The sequence below is a fragment of the Bradyrhizobium sp. LCT2 genome, from assembly GCF_009931255.1.
GTDB lineage: Bacteria > Pseudomonadota > Alphaproteobacteria > Rhizobiales > Xanthobacteraceae > Bradyrhizobium > Bradyrhizobium diazoefficiens.
The window spans coordinates 2,614,791-2,629,383 of record NZ_CP034432.1 but is presented as its reverse complement, the minus strand read 5'-3'; the positions used below and the strand labels follow the sequence as shown (position 1 = coordinate 2,629,383).

Below are 14,593 nucleotides of genomic sequence, written 5' to 3'. Positions count from 1 at the left end.
TTCGCTCAGCTGTTGTGGTCGGCGTCTTCGCGCTTGGTCGCGAGCCGCTTCACTGCGGTCACGGCCGCATGCGCGGCCACCGCGGCGCCGACGGCGCCCGCCGCCACCATGCCGATCTGATCGGCGTTCTTCTCGATGCCGAACTGCTTGATGTTGGTGAGACGGTCGTAGAACGAGCCCTTGTCCCAGAAGCCGTCCTCGGAGCAGCCGATGCAGCCGTGGCCCGACTGGATTGGGAAGGACACGCCGCCGTTCCAGCGCACGGTCGAACAGGCGTTGTAAGTGGTCGGGCCCTTGCAGCCCATCTTGTAGAGGCAGTAGCCCTTGCGGGCGGCCTCGTCGTCCCACTCCTCGACGAACTGGCCGGCGTCGAAATGCGGACGGCGGTAGCATTTGTCGTGAATGCGCTGCGAGTAGAACATCTTCGGCCGGCCCTGGCGGTCGAGCTCGGGCAATTTGCCGAAGGTGGTGATGAAGGTGACGACGCCGGTCATCACTTCGGCGATCGGGGGGCATCCCGGCACCTTGATGATGGGCTTGTTGGTGATGACCTTGTCGATCGGCGTCGCCTGGGTCGGATTGGGCTTTGCCGCCTGCACGCAGCCCCAGGACGCGCAGGCGCCCCAGGCGATGATCGCCATCGCGTCCTCGGCCATCATCTTGAGCTTCTCGACGAACGGCTTGCCGCCGTCGATGCAGAACATGCCGCCTTCGTTCAGCGGCGGATTGCCTTCCACCGCGAGGATGTACTGGCCTTTGTGCTTGGCGCGGGTCTCCTCGAGGATGGCCTCCGCCTGGTGACCCGCGGCCGCCATGATGGTGTCGTCATAGTCGAGCGAGATCATCGACAGCACGGCATCCTTGACCAGCGGGTGCGCGGACCGGATGAAGCTCTCGGAGCAGCAGGTGCATTCGAGGCCGTGCATCCAGATCACGGGCACGCGCGGCTTGGTCTCGAGCGCGTTCGCGATGCGGCTCGCCGCCAGCGGCCCGAGCCCGAGGCTCGTCGCCGTCAGGCTGCAAAATTTGTGAAAGCTCCGACGCGTGATGCCTTGCCGCCTGATCACGCTGTAAAACGTTTCCGTCGCCGCGCCCATGTATCCTCCCGCCTTCGCTTTGACTTTTCGATGACGCCAAGGACAGCAAGAAGCAGGCCAACAGCCTGGAGCGATTCAAAAGTGGAGAGATTCCAGAACGTTGGGTGTTTGAATTGCTCGCAGGAGCGGTACACGAGGATGCTGGAGATACGAGAAGCGGAAACAATTCGATTTGCAGCCGGCAACGAAGTTTCCGGTCAGTGCGCGGTGCACACCATGCAGGGATCGAACGAGCGCACGATGTGCTGGATCGCGACCGCACGTGGGCCCGCGTCGCCGACATCGGTGCCGACCAGCGCCTGCTCCAGCGGGCCGCCGACGTCGAAGGAATCGCGCGGCGAGAAATTCCAAGTGGTCGGCGCGATGATCTGGTAGCGCTCGATCCTACCCTGGCTCACCGCCATCCAGTGCCCGAGACTGCCGCGGGCGGCTTCGACGAGCCCGACATAGCTTCCGTCGGGGATCTCGCGCGCATTGTTGCAGAATGGCTCCGACAATCGCAGCGCGCGCGTCCACTGCTCCATGGCCAGCGCGATGCGCGCGGTCTCGATCAGCCGGGCGATCACGCGGCTGCGCACGTTGGTGCCATCGCGCGCGACCAGATCCGTGATCAGCGCCTGACCGGCCACCGTCTGGCGCGCGATCGCGCCGACCTCGATCGGCTGGCCCGACAGCCGCGGCGCCTTGCACCAGCTATAGGCCGCCGGCTTGTCGGGATCCGGAACCGTGCTGCTATGGGCGGGATCCGCGGAGGAATCCCGCATCCAGGCGTGCGAGACGTCCTCGGTGATCTGCGTCAGGGGCAGCGGTTCGACCGCCGCGCGCGGGCCGAACAGGCCGCGCGGAAACAACTCGCCGTCGACGCCACGATAGGCGCCGTAGCTCATCATCAAGCCCGTGCCCCGGCCGAGCCCGGTCAACGCAAGACTGTCCGCAAGCCGCAGGAAATGGGCGAAATCGCCGCCGCGGCCGTCGCGCCAGCTATCCAGCTCGTCCGCGGAGGCAATCGCCAGCACATTCTCGAGCGAGTCCGCGAAGACGACACGCTCGAGAAAGCTTCGAAAGGCCGTCGTGATCGACAGCAGCCGGACGCGCTCGCCAAGGTCGATGGCGCGCGTCGTGCCGCCTGGCTGGAACGCGAGGCTATGCGGCCATTTCCCGGCGATGATGCCCATGGTCTCGAGCAGCCGCGCCCGCGCCGGCAGGGCATCGCGTGCTGCACTGCCGCGGGTCGCGGCAAAGCGCTCGCGCGTCTCCGCATGCCAGGAGTGCGCCGCATAGGCCTCGCGGGCAAAGTCGGGCATGAAAAAGATATAGAAGTGGGTCAGATGGTCGGCTGCGTTCTCCGCCGCATGCGCAATGTTCGTGGCAAGCAAGCCATTGGGCGCAGCCTCTATGGCCATGCCGTCGCGCAGGGCGGCAGCGGCCGCAACCGATTGCGAGACCGAGCAGATGCCGCAGATCCGCGGCGCCAGCGCCAGCGCATCGAGCGGTGGCCGGCCTTCCAGGATCTGTTCGAAGCCCCGGTAGAGCGGCGCCGTCACCTCGGCGCGCATGACGCGGCCGCTCTCGACGTCGAGGCGGACTTCGAGATCGCCCTCAACACGGTTGAACGGGCCGATCGTGATCCGCGTCATGGCTTGCCCTTGGCCGTCGAACGGCCCGGCGGCACGACGACGTGGTCGGCGGTCGCATTCAGCCGCACGCGCCGGGGCGTTGCGGACTTCGACAATGCCGCGAGCGCGACGAACCAGGCCTTTGGCATGTCAGTCGGCAAACCAACCGGAATGCCGGCGAGCTTGGCGGTCTCCAGGAAGTTCTGCGCCCCTTCGAATCCCGGCGAGGTGCAGGCGATACAGGCATAGCCGCCCTTGGTGCAGGAGCCGCCGCCGTTCCAGGAGCGCTGATTGCAGTCGCCGACCGCCTGCGTCGCCTTGCAGCCGAGATGCTCCATCAGGCAGCCGCGCTCCGACATCGTCTCGGCGCTCGCCTTGAACTCGTAGAACTCGTTGCGCGAACAGCCGTGATGGGCGAGATGATTGGCGATGAATTTCGGCCGTCCGTAACCGTCGAGATCGGTCGCGGCAAGATCCTTGCTGGTCAGTGCCAGGATGGTTTCCATCATCCAGCCAGGATGCGGCGCGCAACCCGCGACATTGATGACGGGCAGACCGAGTCGCGAACGGAAGCCCGCGCCCAGCGCGCCGCCGCTGTCGGAACCTTCGAACTGCAACCCCACGGCATCGGTCGGGTTCGATCCCGCGGCCGGCACGCCGCCATATGCGGCGCAGCTTCCGACCGCGATCACGTAGTCGGCGAGCGGCGCGAGATCGAGCATCCAGCGATAGACCGAGCGGTTGGTGCCCGCGAGCATGTTGAAGCGGCCGCTGTCGTTCGGGCCGCGGGCGACGGAGCCTTCCAGCAAGAGCAGATCCAGCTGCACCTTGCCGTCCAGAACGGACTGGAGCACCTCGACCGCTTCCTCGCCCGTCTCTTCGCTCACTGACGGATGCCACAGCAGGTTGATGCCGAACTGCCTCAATTCGTCGAACCAGCCGGAGGCGCCGCTTTCGAGGATCGACATGGTGCAGCCGCCGCAACTGGCTCCCTGCAGCCAAAGCACGTTGGTCGTCCCATCCGATCGGCTCATGGCTCCTCCTTAGCCCGCAAGCATCCGTCGCTCGTAGCACAAGAGCAAGGCTCTGGCTTGAGGGAACTCAATCATGCCCACCCGACGTCGCGCCGTCATGCTTCAAGTGCCGCTGGCGAATCCGGTGCGTGACAATCCAGGTGACGCCGATAGCGACCGGCACGAACAGCGCGGTCGCCAGCGACGGCTCGACATGTACGCCGCCGTCATGCGCGCCCTTGGCAAGATACCCGAACAGGCTGACGACGTAATAGCCGATCGCTGCCACCGACAGGCCCTCGACCGTACTTTGCAGGCGCAATTGCAGCTTGGTGCGCTCGTTCATCGAACGCAAGAGGTCACGATTTTGCTCCTCCAATTCGACGTCGACGCGGGTGCGCAGGAGGTCGGCGGCGCGCGCAAGCTTGATCGACAAATTGGCCTGACGCTCCTCCAGGGCGGCGCAGGTCCGCATCGCCGGCGCCATCCGGCGGGCGAGAAACGACGACCAGGTCGGATAGCCTGCGATCTCGCCGCCTTCGATCACCCCAAGTCGAGCCTGCACGATGTCGTAATAGGCCCGGCTGGCCCCGAACCTGAACAGGCTGCCGGCGGCGCCGCGCTCGAGCGAGGCGGCGAGCGCAGTCAGCTCGGTCAGAAGGTGATTGTTGAGCTTGAGGCCCTCCGCACCCTGCATCTCCTCGAGCACCTCGACCAGTCGGCGCCCGATGTGATCGACCGATGGTGCGAGTTCGAGCGCAGCCGGCAAGCCGAGCAGCGCCAGCGTGCGATAGGTCTCGATCTCCAGCACGCGCTGCACCAGAGCGCCCAAGCGGCCCGGCGACAGGCCGTCGTTGCAGATGAGGATGCGAACAAAACCATGGTCGTCCGCGCGAAAGTCGGAGGCGACCACGGCAGATCCGCTGCGGACCGCCGCCATCGCGAGGCTGCCTCGTTCGAAAACCTCCTGGGCACGCTCCAGCGCCGCCGAGGTTTGCTCGACCCCGAGCTTGACCGCGACCAGCAATTGGCCGGACTGCGACAGGGAGCGTATCAATGCGGCGGGCCCATCGCCGATCTCGCCGAAACTCCGAGCGGACGTATCCGCGTTGCCGAGGATCCAGGTAAAGGTGGTGAACTCCGAGTGCTGCTCCCAGCGCAGCTGGATCGCGCCGATGGCGACCTGATGATGTTTCGTTCCTTCATCCGGCGGCTCCTGCCCGTGCGACGTGCAGAACGCGACAAACTTCTGCCGATTGGCGGCGGCAACCTCGCCCTGGCTGAGAAAGGCAAAGCGCAGCACGGTGAGCGGCGCCGTCAGCCGGGTGAACGGGCGGGCATGCACCTCGCCCAGCACCGCACCACGCTGCGGGTGCAGCTCAAAACCGGCGAGATCGAGGTCACGGTTCATCGGTGGTCCCTTGGGTAGGCGCTCTCAGGCCGCGGTGTACCGCGAACCTCGCCATTCACTACCACAACACACCCATGCTCTTGCAATCACCTGTTGGCAGGATAGGCCGACCTCAGGCTGCGGCAACATTGGCCATGAAACCGTCGAGCTCGACGCGCAGGCGCTGGCTGGCCTCGGTCAGGCCGCGGGCCGATTGCAGCACGGCGGAGGCGGCCGCGCCGGTCTCGGTTGCCTCGCGATTGACCTGTTCGAGATTGGTCGAGACCTGACCGGTACCGGAGGCCGCATGCTGGGCGCTGCGCGCGATCTCCTGCGTCGTCGCCGTCTGCTGATCGACGGCGGTCGCGATCGAGCCTGATATCGACGAGATCTCCCCGATCGTGCCGGCGATCGTCTTGATCGCCGCGATCGACTCACCCGTCGCCTGCTGCATGCCCTGGATGTGCGCGCCGATCTCCTCCGTGGCGCGCGCCGTCTGACTGGCGAGCGATTTCACCTCAGAGGCCACCACCGCAAAACCGCGGCCGGCATCGCCTGCACGCGCCGCTTCGATCGTGGCGTTGAGCGCCAGCAGATTGGTCTGCTCCGCGACCGCCGTGATCAGTTTTACGACGTCGCCGATCCGGTGCGAGGCCTCGGACAATGCGGCAATGCGCACGTCCGTGTCCCGCGCCTGTTGCACCGCACTTTCCGAGATGTCGTTGGAGTTGCGCACCTGTGAGCGAATCTCGTTGATCGAAAGCGACAGTTCCTCGGCGGCGGCGGCGACCGAACGGATGCTGCCGACCGCTTCCCGGGAAGCGCCAGCCACCGCTGTCGTCAAGTCGCCGGTCGCTTCCGCATTGCGCGACAGCGTCGAGGCGGCGGCTTCCAGTTGCCGGGCCGAGCTCGATATGTCGTTGACGATGTCGCCGACCGCGGTCTCGAACGTGCCGGCAAATCGCGTCAGCTCCGAACGGCGAAGCTCCGCTGCCGACCTGTTGCGCTCCTCGATCTCGGCCGCCTCCCGCTCGGTGCGCTCGATCGCCTGGCGCTTGAACATCTCGACGGCGCCGGCCATTTTGCCGACCTCGTCGCGGCGGCCGAGGCCCGGCAGCACGATCTCGTGCCTGCCGCGGGCGAGCTCCGTCATGGCAGCGCACATGGCGATCACGGGACGCGCAATGCCGCGTCCGACAGCGAAGGACAGCACGAGGCCGATGGCGATCGATGCCAGCGCCAGCGCCACTACGACCGACTGGCCGCTGGCGATCTGCTCCGACGTCTTCTTTTCAGCCTCGGCCTGCTCGGCCAGTGCCACGCGCTTGAGCGAGCTCGCCGCCCCCGAGAGGCCATGGCGCAGCTTCCACATGCTTTCCACGAGGCGGTCGATTTCCTGCGCGGACGCCACGACGCGTGCGACGCTTTCGCCATAGAAGGCGAGACGATCGGCAAGCGCCTTCTCGCCGATGGCGTCCATCGAGCGCAACGCGCCGCGATCGACCAAGCGCTTGATCGTCTCGAGGCGTTGCGCGGCGGCCTGCGCCAGCGCGTCATCATGGCGCTTCAGCTCGGCGGTTGCGAGCAGATCAACGACCTCAAAGCGGTTGAGCGCGCCTCCGATTTCATCAGCATCGCCGGGCGATGCCTTCGCATCCGCAAGGATGGATTTGATCGCACGCGACTGATCTTCCATCACGGTACCCGACCGGCTGATCTCCGACCGCAAGGCCAGCACCTTGTTGAAGGCGTCGGTATAGGCGCGATAGGCCTCGAACAGCTCCTTGATGGACTGCTGCCAGCTCAAGGTGGAGGTCTCGGTCTTGGCCGCGGTAATGGCTCCTTCCAGCCTTCGCCTCGCCTCCTCGGCCGCAGATTCCGCCTCCTTGGTGCCAGCCATGGCGAAATAGCGCGCGTTGCTCTGATAGGCGGACAGGGAACTGTCGATCTCGCGCGCGTAGTCGGACTCTGACATGCTAACCCGGTAGACACCGAAGCCGTCGAGGATCTTCTCATAGCCGAACCAGGCGCCGGCCATGGTGACGGCCGACAGCAGCAGCACGACCGCAAAGCCGATCATGATCTTTGCCCGGATCGACACGTTGGCGAAGACCGGCTCGCTCTTGGGAAGACTCATGGCGGCGGCGTTCATTCGCCCATGGCCGTGAAACAGGCCTGACATCGACTGCCCATCCCGGGCAAAAACGCGTGCAACGAAGCTCAGATTCATTTCGCAATACCCGTTCTCGGAAAGCTCGCAATGATGCGACGATGCGGCCACTCCCCTAATCATCGGTAAATCAAAAACTGTTGCTCCGCAGCGAACGAAGCCTCCAACGCGGCGACGCTCAGCGTTGCGCCGCGTGCAAATTGAACGACCGCGCCGCTTGCGATGAAAAAACCGCGAGCAGTTTCAAGCAAGGCCTGAAAGGCGAATTTCCAGCACGAGATAAAATGTGTTTCCATTTCGACGCATCATGCGGCGCATCAAGCGCTGTACGAATTTTTTTCGCGGCGGGGATTTTGCAAGAGAGCGCGCGCGATATTGTCGGAAAGAGTGAGCTGATTCGTTTGTTCCTGCGTCGGATCGCTTTTGGGCAGGAGCAATCGATGACTGAGATTTCCGAGATTCCCGGCACGCTCGATGCGATCGGCGCCGCGGGGACGAGCCGCCAATCGATCTATGTGTACGAAGCGCCGGTGCGGATCTGGCATTGGCTTAATGCCGCGCTCATCACCATGCTCGTGATCACCGGCTATCTGATCGCCTCGCCGCTGCCGTCGATGCCGGGAGAGGCTTCCAACTGGTACACAATGGGCTATATCCGCTTCATCCATTTCGCGTCGGGACAGGCGCTTGCCGTTGCCTTCCTCTATCGCATCTACTGGGCGATCGTCGGCAACGCTTATGCACGGCAACTCTTCGCGCTGCCGTTCTACAACCGGATCTGGCGCTGGGGTTTTCTATACGAGCTGCGCTGGTATCTCTTCCTGGTGCGCTACCCGAAGAAATATGTCGGCCATAACCCACTCGCCAATACCGCGATGTTCCTGTTCATCCTCGCGATGGTCGGGATGATCATGACCGGATTTGCCCTTTATGCCGAGGGCGCTGGCATCGACGGCCTGTGGTATCGTTTCTTCGGCTGGGTGTTCAAGATCTTTCCGAACAGCCAGGACGTCCACACCATCCATCATCTCGGCATGTGGTTCATCGTGGTGTTCGTCATCCTGCACATCTACGCCGCGCTGCGCGAAGAAATCATGTCGCGCCAGAGCATGCTGTCCGCCATCATCACCGGCGAGCGCACCTTTCGCGACTCCCGACCTGACTAGCTAGAACGTCCCCGCGACCGTCAAGCGGAACGACAGCGGCTCGACCGGATGCAGCACGTAATCCATCACTCCGTTCCGGCAGACCGCGGCGGGCGCAACGCCGCCGGTGCAGAGATTGTACAGCGCGTCGGTCTTGAGCAACGAACCGTAGGCATAGGTAATCTGGTTCGCTCTTGCGTCGAACAGATTGAGCACGTCGAGCTGGATGCGCCAGCCATTGTCAGCGCGGTAGCCGAGGCGGCCATTGAAGATGCCGGTCGCTGACGAGCGGAACGCATTGTCTTCCGTCAGCGGGCTCGCCGCCAGATAGCGCCAGCGCAATGATCCGAACCAGCCGGTCTTTTCGCCGAGCGTGATGCCGGCGGACGCCACCATCGGCGGCGCGTTCGGAATGTAATTGCCGGGCGCGTTGCCGATCTGCGCCTCCGGATAGCCGGCGAGCGCGGCGTAGACCTCCGCCTGGTCGCTGTCATAGCCGCGGAAGCGCGCACGGGTCATCGCCAGATCGGCGTCGATATCGATCCAGGATCGCGGCCGGTAATGGTTAGTCCACTCGAAGCCATAGCGGCGGCTGGCGCGGGTCGCCTCGGTGTCGCCGGCATCGCCGGAGAACAGGATCTCGGAATCCTGGTCGAGAATGAAGACGCTGAACGAGGAATCGAGGCCGGGAATGATCCGGCTGCGAACGCCGATCTCTCCGCCTCTGGTGCGCACCAGCAGCGGCGACGGCGAGAGTTTTGTGGCGGGATCGCTGGGGTCTTCCGTCGTGGTAGCGCCCCGGGCGTCGTTCGAGTGCATGCCGTAGCCGGCGCCGAGGAAGAATTCGGTCTGGTTGAAGGGACCGAGCACCATCCGGAATTTCGGGCTGCCGAGCGAGGCATCAGCGTGGCCGGAGTTGTTGGAATTGAACAGCGAGGTGACATTGGCGGCATAATAGTCACCGCGCCAGCCCATTGTGGTTCGGAGCCAGTCGGTCCAACGCACGGTGTTTTCGGCGTAGACACCGACACTGCCCTCGCCGACCTGGTCGCTGCGGACGCTGGAGAGGTAGCTGCGCTGGACCGTGTTGGTGAGCGCCAGATCAATCGCGTCATAGCGCGATTGCAGGCCGAGCGTGGTCTGCATCGGCAGGCCCGCAAACGAGCCGTTCAGCGTGCGCGAGATATTGGCGCCGGCCATCAGGCGGTCGTCGTGCTGGTGGAACTGGTCGCCGAGCACGGGATCGCTGAGGAAATAGGTGAAATTGTTGAAAAGATCGAGCTGGCTCTTCACGACATAGGCATTGGCCTTCCAGGAGCCGAGATCGTCGCTCTGCGCGACGCGGCCTGAGAGCGCGAAGCGGTTGGTGTTTCCGCCGTCGGTCGGGTCTTCCGAGCCGAACCGGTCGAGAAAGCTGCTCGTTATCGCGCGCTGCGGCACCTGGTCGGTGGAATTCCATTTGTTCGCATAGGCCATGCCGGTGACGGTCAGGCCATCCGTCGCAGTGCCCTGGCTAAAACGCACGAGACCGTTGAGCTTGCGCACATTGTCCGGATTGTCCCAGGGGCCGTTGTAGGTGCCGATCTCGCCGGCGACGAGCAGCGCGCCCTCACCGAGCTTCGCGGAGTCCATGCCGAGCAGACGCCGATAGCCAAAGCTGCCGGCAGTCACCTGTGCGAGGCCCTTCTCGGTGCGGTCGATCAGGCCGATGCGCACGCTGCCGACGGAGGCGAAATCGCTCTCGTCGGCGAAGTACGGGCCCTTGCGCACGTCCATCGCGCTGATGGTCTCCGGGATCAGCCAGTTGAGATCGGCATAGCCCTGGCCGTGCGCGTGGGTGCGCATGTTGACGGGGACGTCGTCGACATAGATTGCGAGATCGGTGCCGTGGTCGAGATTATAGCCGCGCACAAAATACTGGTTGGCTTTGCCCTCGCCGGAATGCTGGGTCACGATCAGCCCCGGCACGGCTTCGAGCACCTCGCCCGGCCGCGTGAAGGGGCGCGCATTGAGCTCTTCGCCGGAGACGGTGAGCGCGCTGGCCATGCCCGGCGGCCCCTCTGGGCCGGAGGCGACACTGCGGGTGCCCGACGCTGGCGCTGCTGCCGGATACACAAAGATCCGATGACCGGCCCGTGTCGATGTGCCGGCGTGCCGCGACGCGGGCGGCCTCTTGTGACGCGGTGTCTGGCCGGCAACAATCTGGACCGGCGGCAGTTCGCGCAGGCCGCCATCGCTCTGTGCGAAGGCGTTGCCGTCAACCACGAGGAGCCAGAGGGCTGAGAGTACCGTCAGCGGACCGCAGCGTCGGCAAGACTCAGACCGCCTCGGTCGCATCAGCGCATTCCAGGACTTCCGTGTCGGCAAGGCCCGAGCTGCCCGCAATTAGGCGGCGGTAGAGCACGATCGAGAGCAGCCAGGCGATCGCGAACAACGCGATCACGGCGAGGCCGACATTGGCGAGCGACTCGTTGAGGGCGTCGATCAGCGTCCACACACCGCCGGAGAGATCGAGCCGGTTGCCGATCAAGCCCAGTGCCTCAATGCCGCCGATGAACAGCGCGACCGCGACGGAAGCGCCCGTAATGGTGAGGTTGTACCAGAGCTTTCGCATGGGATCGACGAAGGCCCAGCGATAAGCGCTGACCATCAGCGTCGAGTCCGCGGTGTCGACCAGTGCCATGCCGGCGGCGAACAGCGCGGGAAAGACCATGACGTCGGCGAGCGAAGCGCCGCGCGCGGCCTCAGAGGCGGAGATGCTGAGCAGGCCGATCTCAGTTGCAGTGTCGAAACCGAGCCCGAACAGGAAGCCGAGCGGATACATGTGCCAGGGTTTTGTCACCAGGCGGAACATGGGGCCGAGCAAGCGCACCAGGATACCGCGATGAGCGAGCAATGCGTCGAGCCCGGCGGCGTCACGAATGCCCTGCTCGCGCGCCTTGCGAAAGGTCCGCCACAGGCTGGCGAAGATGGCGAGGTTAATGGCCGCAATCACCAGCAGGAACAGCGCCGACACCGAGGTGCCTATGAAGCTGCCGATCTCTTTGAGCAGGCCGTCACCGCCAAGGCTCACCACGCCGAGCGCGAGGAGCATGGTCGCGACCACGACCACGCTGGAATGGCCGAGCGCGAAATAGAGGCCGGCCGATCGCGGCGTACCGCCCGCCTGCATCAGGCTGCGCACGACGTTGTCGATGGCCGCGATGTGATCGGCATCCACAGCGTGGCGCAGGCCGAACACCCAGGCGAGCAGCGCGGTCGCCATCACCACAGGCCGGTCGGCGAACAGCGCGAAAGCCCAGGCCCATGCGACGATGTTGGCGGTGATAAGCCCACCGAAGAGAACAGCGGGACCGGCACAGGAAGCAGTCCGAGACCGTTCGCTCCGTCGATGCGCATTGGCCAAGATCAGCACTCCCCTCGTATGATCTTTTTCTAAACCCGTCATACTGAAGGGCAACATTCGGGCCAGACCGCGGTCCTCCGCGGACGCGCTTCGCAATTGGACGCAAGCTAATGTCTTCAAAGAAGAAACGGTCTCAGCCGTATTCTTGAGGTTTTAAGACTGCAATGCGCGCCCCGGAAACCAAGTAGCCAATAGCGCAAACATAGTTTGACACTCATAGCGAACGATTGCGAGCACCCGCTAAGGCGGTCCTTGCCCATGCAGCATCGCGCAACGAGAGTGCGTCAGAGGAAGGAGATCGAGGCCTTCCAGCCTGAAGAACCATTGAACGAGGAGAGTATGCTCACGCTCGCAGGCGGTTTGTGTCACCAGGCGGTGAATTTACCTGACGGTGCGGATTAAGGGAGGACACCTTGTCATCGGTAGTCGAGATCCGCACCTGCACATCCTTCGGTTTCGCAAGATAGGGCGATGAAGTCACCAGGATATCGGCCCCAGCCTCTGCGTAGGCCGCGGCATTAGCCGCATTGACTCCGCCGGCGGCGGCGATGATGGGACGTTCGCGCGTATACGCCATCACGGCTACGCGCTTGACTAACGCAGCGACCTCGGCCGGCGAAAACTTCTCGGCCTGGATCACGTCGAAGCCGGCGACCGCTGCGGCAAGTGCGGCATCAGCGGTCTTCACCTCGATCACGAGCTTCTTCTCTGGCGCCGCCCGGCGCAACCGCTCAACCGTCTGAAACAGCGGCTGTTGGCCAAGAAAGGCCCGGTGCTCGGGAAAGACCAGCACCGTCTCCGAGAGGCCGAGCCGGTGCATCACGGCCCCGCCGGCCTTCGCGGCCGCCACAGCAAAGCGCTTGGTACCCGGCACGTTCTTGCGCGTGCAGGCAACCGGAATATTTGGTGCGACCGCCCTTGCCGCGTCGACGATGGCGCGGGTCTCGCTGGCCACGCCTGACCAGATCTCGATCAAGGTCTGCGCCACCTTCCAGCTCTTGAGCAGCGCCGCGGCCGGACCGCACGCTTCAAGGATCGGCGCGCCCTGCTGCAGCGCCGAGCCGGATGCGGCACACAGGTCGACGCTGCAGCCGGACAGCTCGATGATTTTGGCGGCATCCTCGGCGAGCGCGAGCACCATCGGCGCTCGCGCGGAAAAACGCATGACGCCGTCAACCGCGCCGATCCCCAGTGCTTCGGTGGTAAGATCACCGTATGGAACGTCGTCTTCCAGCAAACATTCGAGCTCGGCGCGCGATGCAACGGTAGCCATATTGTGCTTCCCTTCGATCGTGTCAGCTTGCCGACCACATTGTCGGAAATCCGACACAGATAGTCAGTCCCGCCGCGGCACTGGGCGGAAACCCCGCTCTTTCAACGCCCGTTCCTGCAAGGCGCACACCAAGCTTCGTCCGCGCATCCGGCACGCCGATTGCTGAGCCTGCAATGGCCGGCACCTCGCAGCAATCGGGCTTTGCGGAAGCGGTTGCCGTCCGTTGGAGTTCATCATGGGACTGTTTCGCTCGATCGCCTTCGTTGCGGGCCTGCTGCTCGCATCCGCGCCGGCGCAAGCCGCGCAGACTAACGTCGCCGTGGCTGCCAACTTCACCGAAGCCGCGAAGGAGATCGCAGCCATCTTCAAGCAAAAGACGGGACACGAGTCGCGCCCAACTTGTCGGCACTGCTGCAAAAAGATTCCATGGCGCCTGCACGCTTTGTCATCCACTTCGCGGAATTCACCATCGAAATGCGCGACACGCTCGAGATCGGGTTCATCGCATTGATCCAGCGCAAATCCGCGAGAATTTTTCCGGGACCAGCTGCTGCCGTCTGATCATACATGCTGCCCTCCGTTGATCGGTACTTCGGCACCCGTAACGTAGCTGGCCGCATCCGAGCACAGGAAGAAGATCACCTTCGCAACCTCGTCCGGCGTGCCCACGCGATGCAGGGGGATGATCGGCGCCAATTTGGCCTCGGTCTCCGGCGACAGAATGTCCGTCTTGATCTCGCCGGGGGCAATGGCGTTGACGCGAATTCCGAACGGCGCGTAGTCGTGCGCCATTTCGCGGGTCAGGCACGCGAGCGCGGCCTTCGACGTCGCATAGGCGGTGCCGGCAAACGGATGCACCCGGGAGCCCACGATCGATGTGACGTTGACGATCGAGCCGCCCCCCCGCTTCAGCTCATCGGCGAGGCCTTGCGCAAACAGGACCGGCGCGAGCAGGTTGACGTGGAACACGCTCATCCACGTTTCGACCGGCGTCGTCAGCGAATTCAACCGCGCGCCGTCGGCGCCCTTGGGCGAAATGCCGGCGTTGTTGATCAGTGCATGCAACGGACCACCGTTGAGCCGCTCCTTGATCTCGGCGACGACGCGCGGCAGCGCGCGATGGTCGCTCAATTCCACCTGCACATGATCGTCGGCCCCCGCATCCCAGGGACAACGGCCACCGTCGAACGGTTGCCGGGAACATGTGACGATCCGCCAGCCGGCTTCGGAGAACAGCTTTCCCGTCGCATGCCCGATGCCCCGGGACGCGCCGGTCAGCACCAGCGTCTTCCGTTCACCGGCTTCCGCACGCGACTTGTCGCCGTGAAACGGACACAGGGCGACATCGGGCGCCGGCGCGCCACCCGGCGCACCGTCGCGATCCAGCAGATCGAGCGTCACCTCAACTCCTCACTGCGTCCAACAGGCGCCATCGGATTCAACCGCAAGCAACTTTGCAGGAATCGGGCCACGCCCTGTCGCC

General features: G+C 64.4%; 11 protein-coding genes and 1 pseudogene. 2 read left to right on the top strand and 10 right to left on the bottom strand.

What is annotated here, in order from left to right; translation table 11 throughout:
* Positions 1 to 5: 5 nt before the first annotated feature.
* From EI171_RS12920 to EI171_RS12900, 5 genes are all read right to left on the bottom strand, one after another.
* Positions 6 to 1,097 (bottom strand): hydrogenase small subunit, encoded by a 1,092-nt coding sequence (locus EI171_RS12920; protein ID WP_011089680.1) that lies wholly within the window; start codon positions 1,095 to 1,097, stop codon positions 6 to 8.
* A 197-nt stretch (positions 1,098 to 1,294) separates the two neighbouring features.
* Positions 1,295 to 2,734 carry a nickel-dependent hydrogenase large subunit gene (locus tag EI171_RS12915; RefSeq protein ID WP_161533519.1) on the bottom strand — a complete coding sequence of 480 codons (1,440 nt, stop codon included), beginning with the start codon at positions 2,732 to 2,734 and terminating at the stop codon, positions 1,295 to 1,297.
* Entirely contained in the window at positions 2,731 to 3,747 is a 1,017-nt protein-coding gene (locus tag EI171_RS12910) for a HupU protein (RefSeq protein WP_011089682.1), read from the bottom strand. Before EI171_RS12910 ends, EI171_RS12915 begins: the two co-directional genes overlap by 4 nt.
* Positions 3,748 to 3,814: 67 nt before the next feature.
* Entirely contained in the window at positions 3,815 to 5,137 is a 1,323-nt protein-coding gene (locus tag EI171_RS12905) for a DUF3422 domain-containing protein (RefSeq protein WP_011089683.1), read from the bottom strand.
* A gap of 112 nt (positions 5,138 to 5,249) precedes the next feature.
* The gene (locus tag EI171_RS12900; RefSeq protein WP_246740535.1) at positions 5,250 to 7,298 is read right to left on the bottom strand and encodes a methyl-accepting chemotaxis protein; all 2,049 of its coding nucleotides are present in this window, start codon (positions 7,296 to 7,298) and stop codon (positions 5,250 to 5,252) included.
* 428 nt (positions 7,299 to 7,726) lie between these two features.
* Between EI171_RS12900 and cybH the strand changes: the two genes are divergently transcribed.
* Positions 7,727 to 8,452: a Ni/Fe-hydrogenase, b-type cytochrome subunit gene (cybH, locus tag EI171_RS12895; protein WP_161536994.1), complete on the top strand. Its 726-nt coding sequence runs from the start codon at positions 7,727 to 7,729 to the stop codon at positions 8,450 to 8,452.
* Here the strand turns inward: cybH and EI171_RS12890 are convergent, their stop codons facing one another.
* The 3 genes from EI171_RS12890 to modD all read right to left on the bottom strand — a co-directional run bounded on the left by EI171_RS12890 (position 8,453) and on the right by modD (position 13,110).
* Positions 8,453 to 10,768: a TonB-dependent receptor gene (locus tag EI171_RS12890; protein ID WP_161533518.1), complete on the bottom strand. Its 2,316-nt coding sequence runs from the start codon at positions 10,766 to 10,768 to the stop codon at positions 8,453 to 8,455. It lies immediately after the preceding gene.
* Positions 10,749 to 11,894, bottom strand: coding sequence for a HoxN/HupN/NixA family nickel/cobalt transporter (locus tag EI171_RS12885; RefSeq protein WP_246740534.1), 1,146 nt, complete (start codon positions 11,892 to 11,894; stop codon positions 10,749 to 10,751). The genes EI171_RS12890 and EI171_RS12885 overlap by 20 nt, the downstream gene beginning before the upstream one ends.
* A gap of 286 nt (positions 11,895 to 12,180) precedes the next feature.
* On the bottom strand, positions 12,181 to 13,110 hold the full coding sequence (gene modD, locus EI171_RS12880) for a ModD protein (RefSeq protein ID WP_161533516.1): 930 nt from the start codon (positions 13,108 to 13,110) through the stop codon (positions 12,181 to 12,183).
* A 235-nt stretch (positions 13,111 to 13,345) separates the two neighbouring features.
* Here modD and EI171_RS45665 point away from each other — a divergent pair.
* A pseudogene (locus EI171_RS45665) lies at positions 13,346 to 13,498 on the top strand (molybdate ABC transporter substrate-binding protein); the annotation flags it as partial.
* Here EI171_RS45665 and EI171_RS12875 read toward each other — a convergent pair.
* Together EI171_RS12875 and EI171_RS12870 are read right to left on the bottom strand one after the other, a co-directional pair.
* On the bottom strand, positions 13,476 to 13,679 hold the full coding sequence (locus EI171_RS12875) for a hypothetical protein (RefSeq protein ID WP_161533515.1): 204 nt from the start codon (positions 13,677 to 13,679) through the stop codon (positions 13,476 to 13,478). The pseudogene EI171_RS45665 and the gene EI171_RS12875 overlap by 23 nt on opposite strands.
* Positions 13,672 to 14,511 carry an SDR family NAD(P)-dependent oxidoreductase gene (locus EI171_RS12870; RefSeq protein ID WP_161533514.1) on the bottom strand — a complete coding sequence of 280 codons (840 nt, stop codon included), beginning with the start codon at positions 14,509 to 14,511 and terminating at the stop codon, positions 13,672 to 13,674. Before EI171_RS12870 ends, EI171_RS12875 begins: the two co-directional genes overlap by 8 nt.
* Positions 14,512 to 14,593 lie beyond the last annotated feature (82 nt).

Bases quoted from the DNA above. Each gene is read 5' to 3' on its own strand.
- EI171_RS12920 (WP_011089680.1), bottom strand. From the start codon at position 1,097: ATGGGCGCGGCGACGGAAACGTTTTACAGCGTGATCAGGCGGCAAGGC.
- EI171_RS12915 (WP_161533519.1), bottom strand. From the start codon at position 2,734: ATGACGCGGATCACGATCGGCCCGTTCAACCGTGTTGAGGGCGATCTC.
- EI171_RS12910 (WP_011089682.1), bottom strand. From the start codon at position 3,747: ATGAGCCGATCGGATGGGACGACCAACGTGCTTTGGCTGCAGGGAGCC.
- EI171_RS12905 (WP_011089683.1), bottom strand. From the start codon at position 5,137: ATGAACCGTGACCTCGATCTCGCCGGTTTTGAGCTGCACCCGCAGCGT.
- EI171_RS12900 (WP_246740535.1), bottom strand. From the start codon at position 7,298: ATGTCAGGCCTGTTTCACGGCCATGGGCGAATGAACGCCGCCGCCATG.
- cybH (WP_161536994.1), top strand. From the start codon at position 7,727: ATGACTGAGATTTCCGAGATTCCCGGCACGCTCGATGCGATCGGCGCC.
- EI171_RS12890 (WP_161533518.1), bottom strand. From the start codon at position 10,768: ATGCGACCGAGGCGGTCTGAGTCTTGCCGACGCTGCGGTCCGCTGACG.
- EI171_RS12885 (WP_246740534.1), bottom strand. From the start codon at position 11,894: ATGTTGCCCTTCAGTATGACGGGTTTAGAAAAAGATCATACGAGGGGA.
- modD (WP_161533516.1), bottom strand. From the start codon at position 13,110: ATGGCTACCGTTGCATCGCGCGCCGAGCTCGAATGTTTGCTGGAAGAC.
- EI171_RS12875 (WP_161533515.1), bottom strand. From the start codon at position 13,679: ATGTATGATCAGACGGCAGCAGCTGGTCCCGGAAAAATTCTCGCGGAT.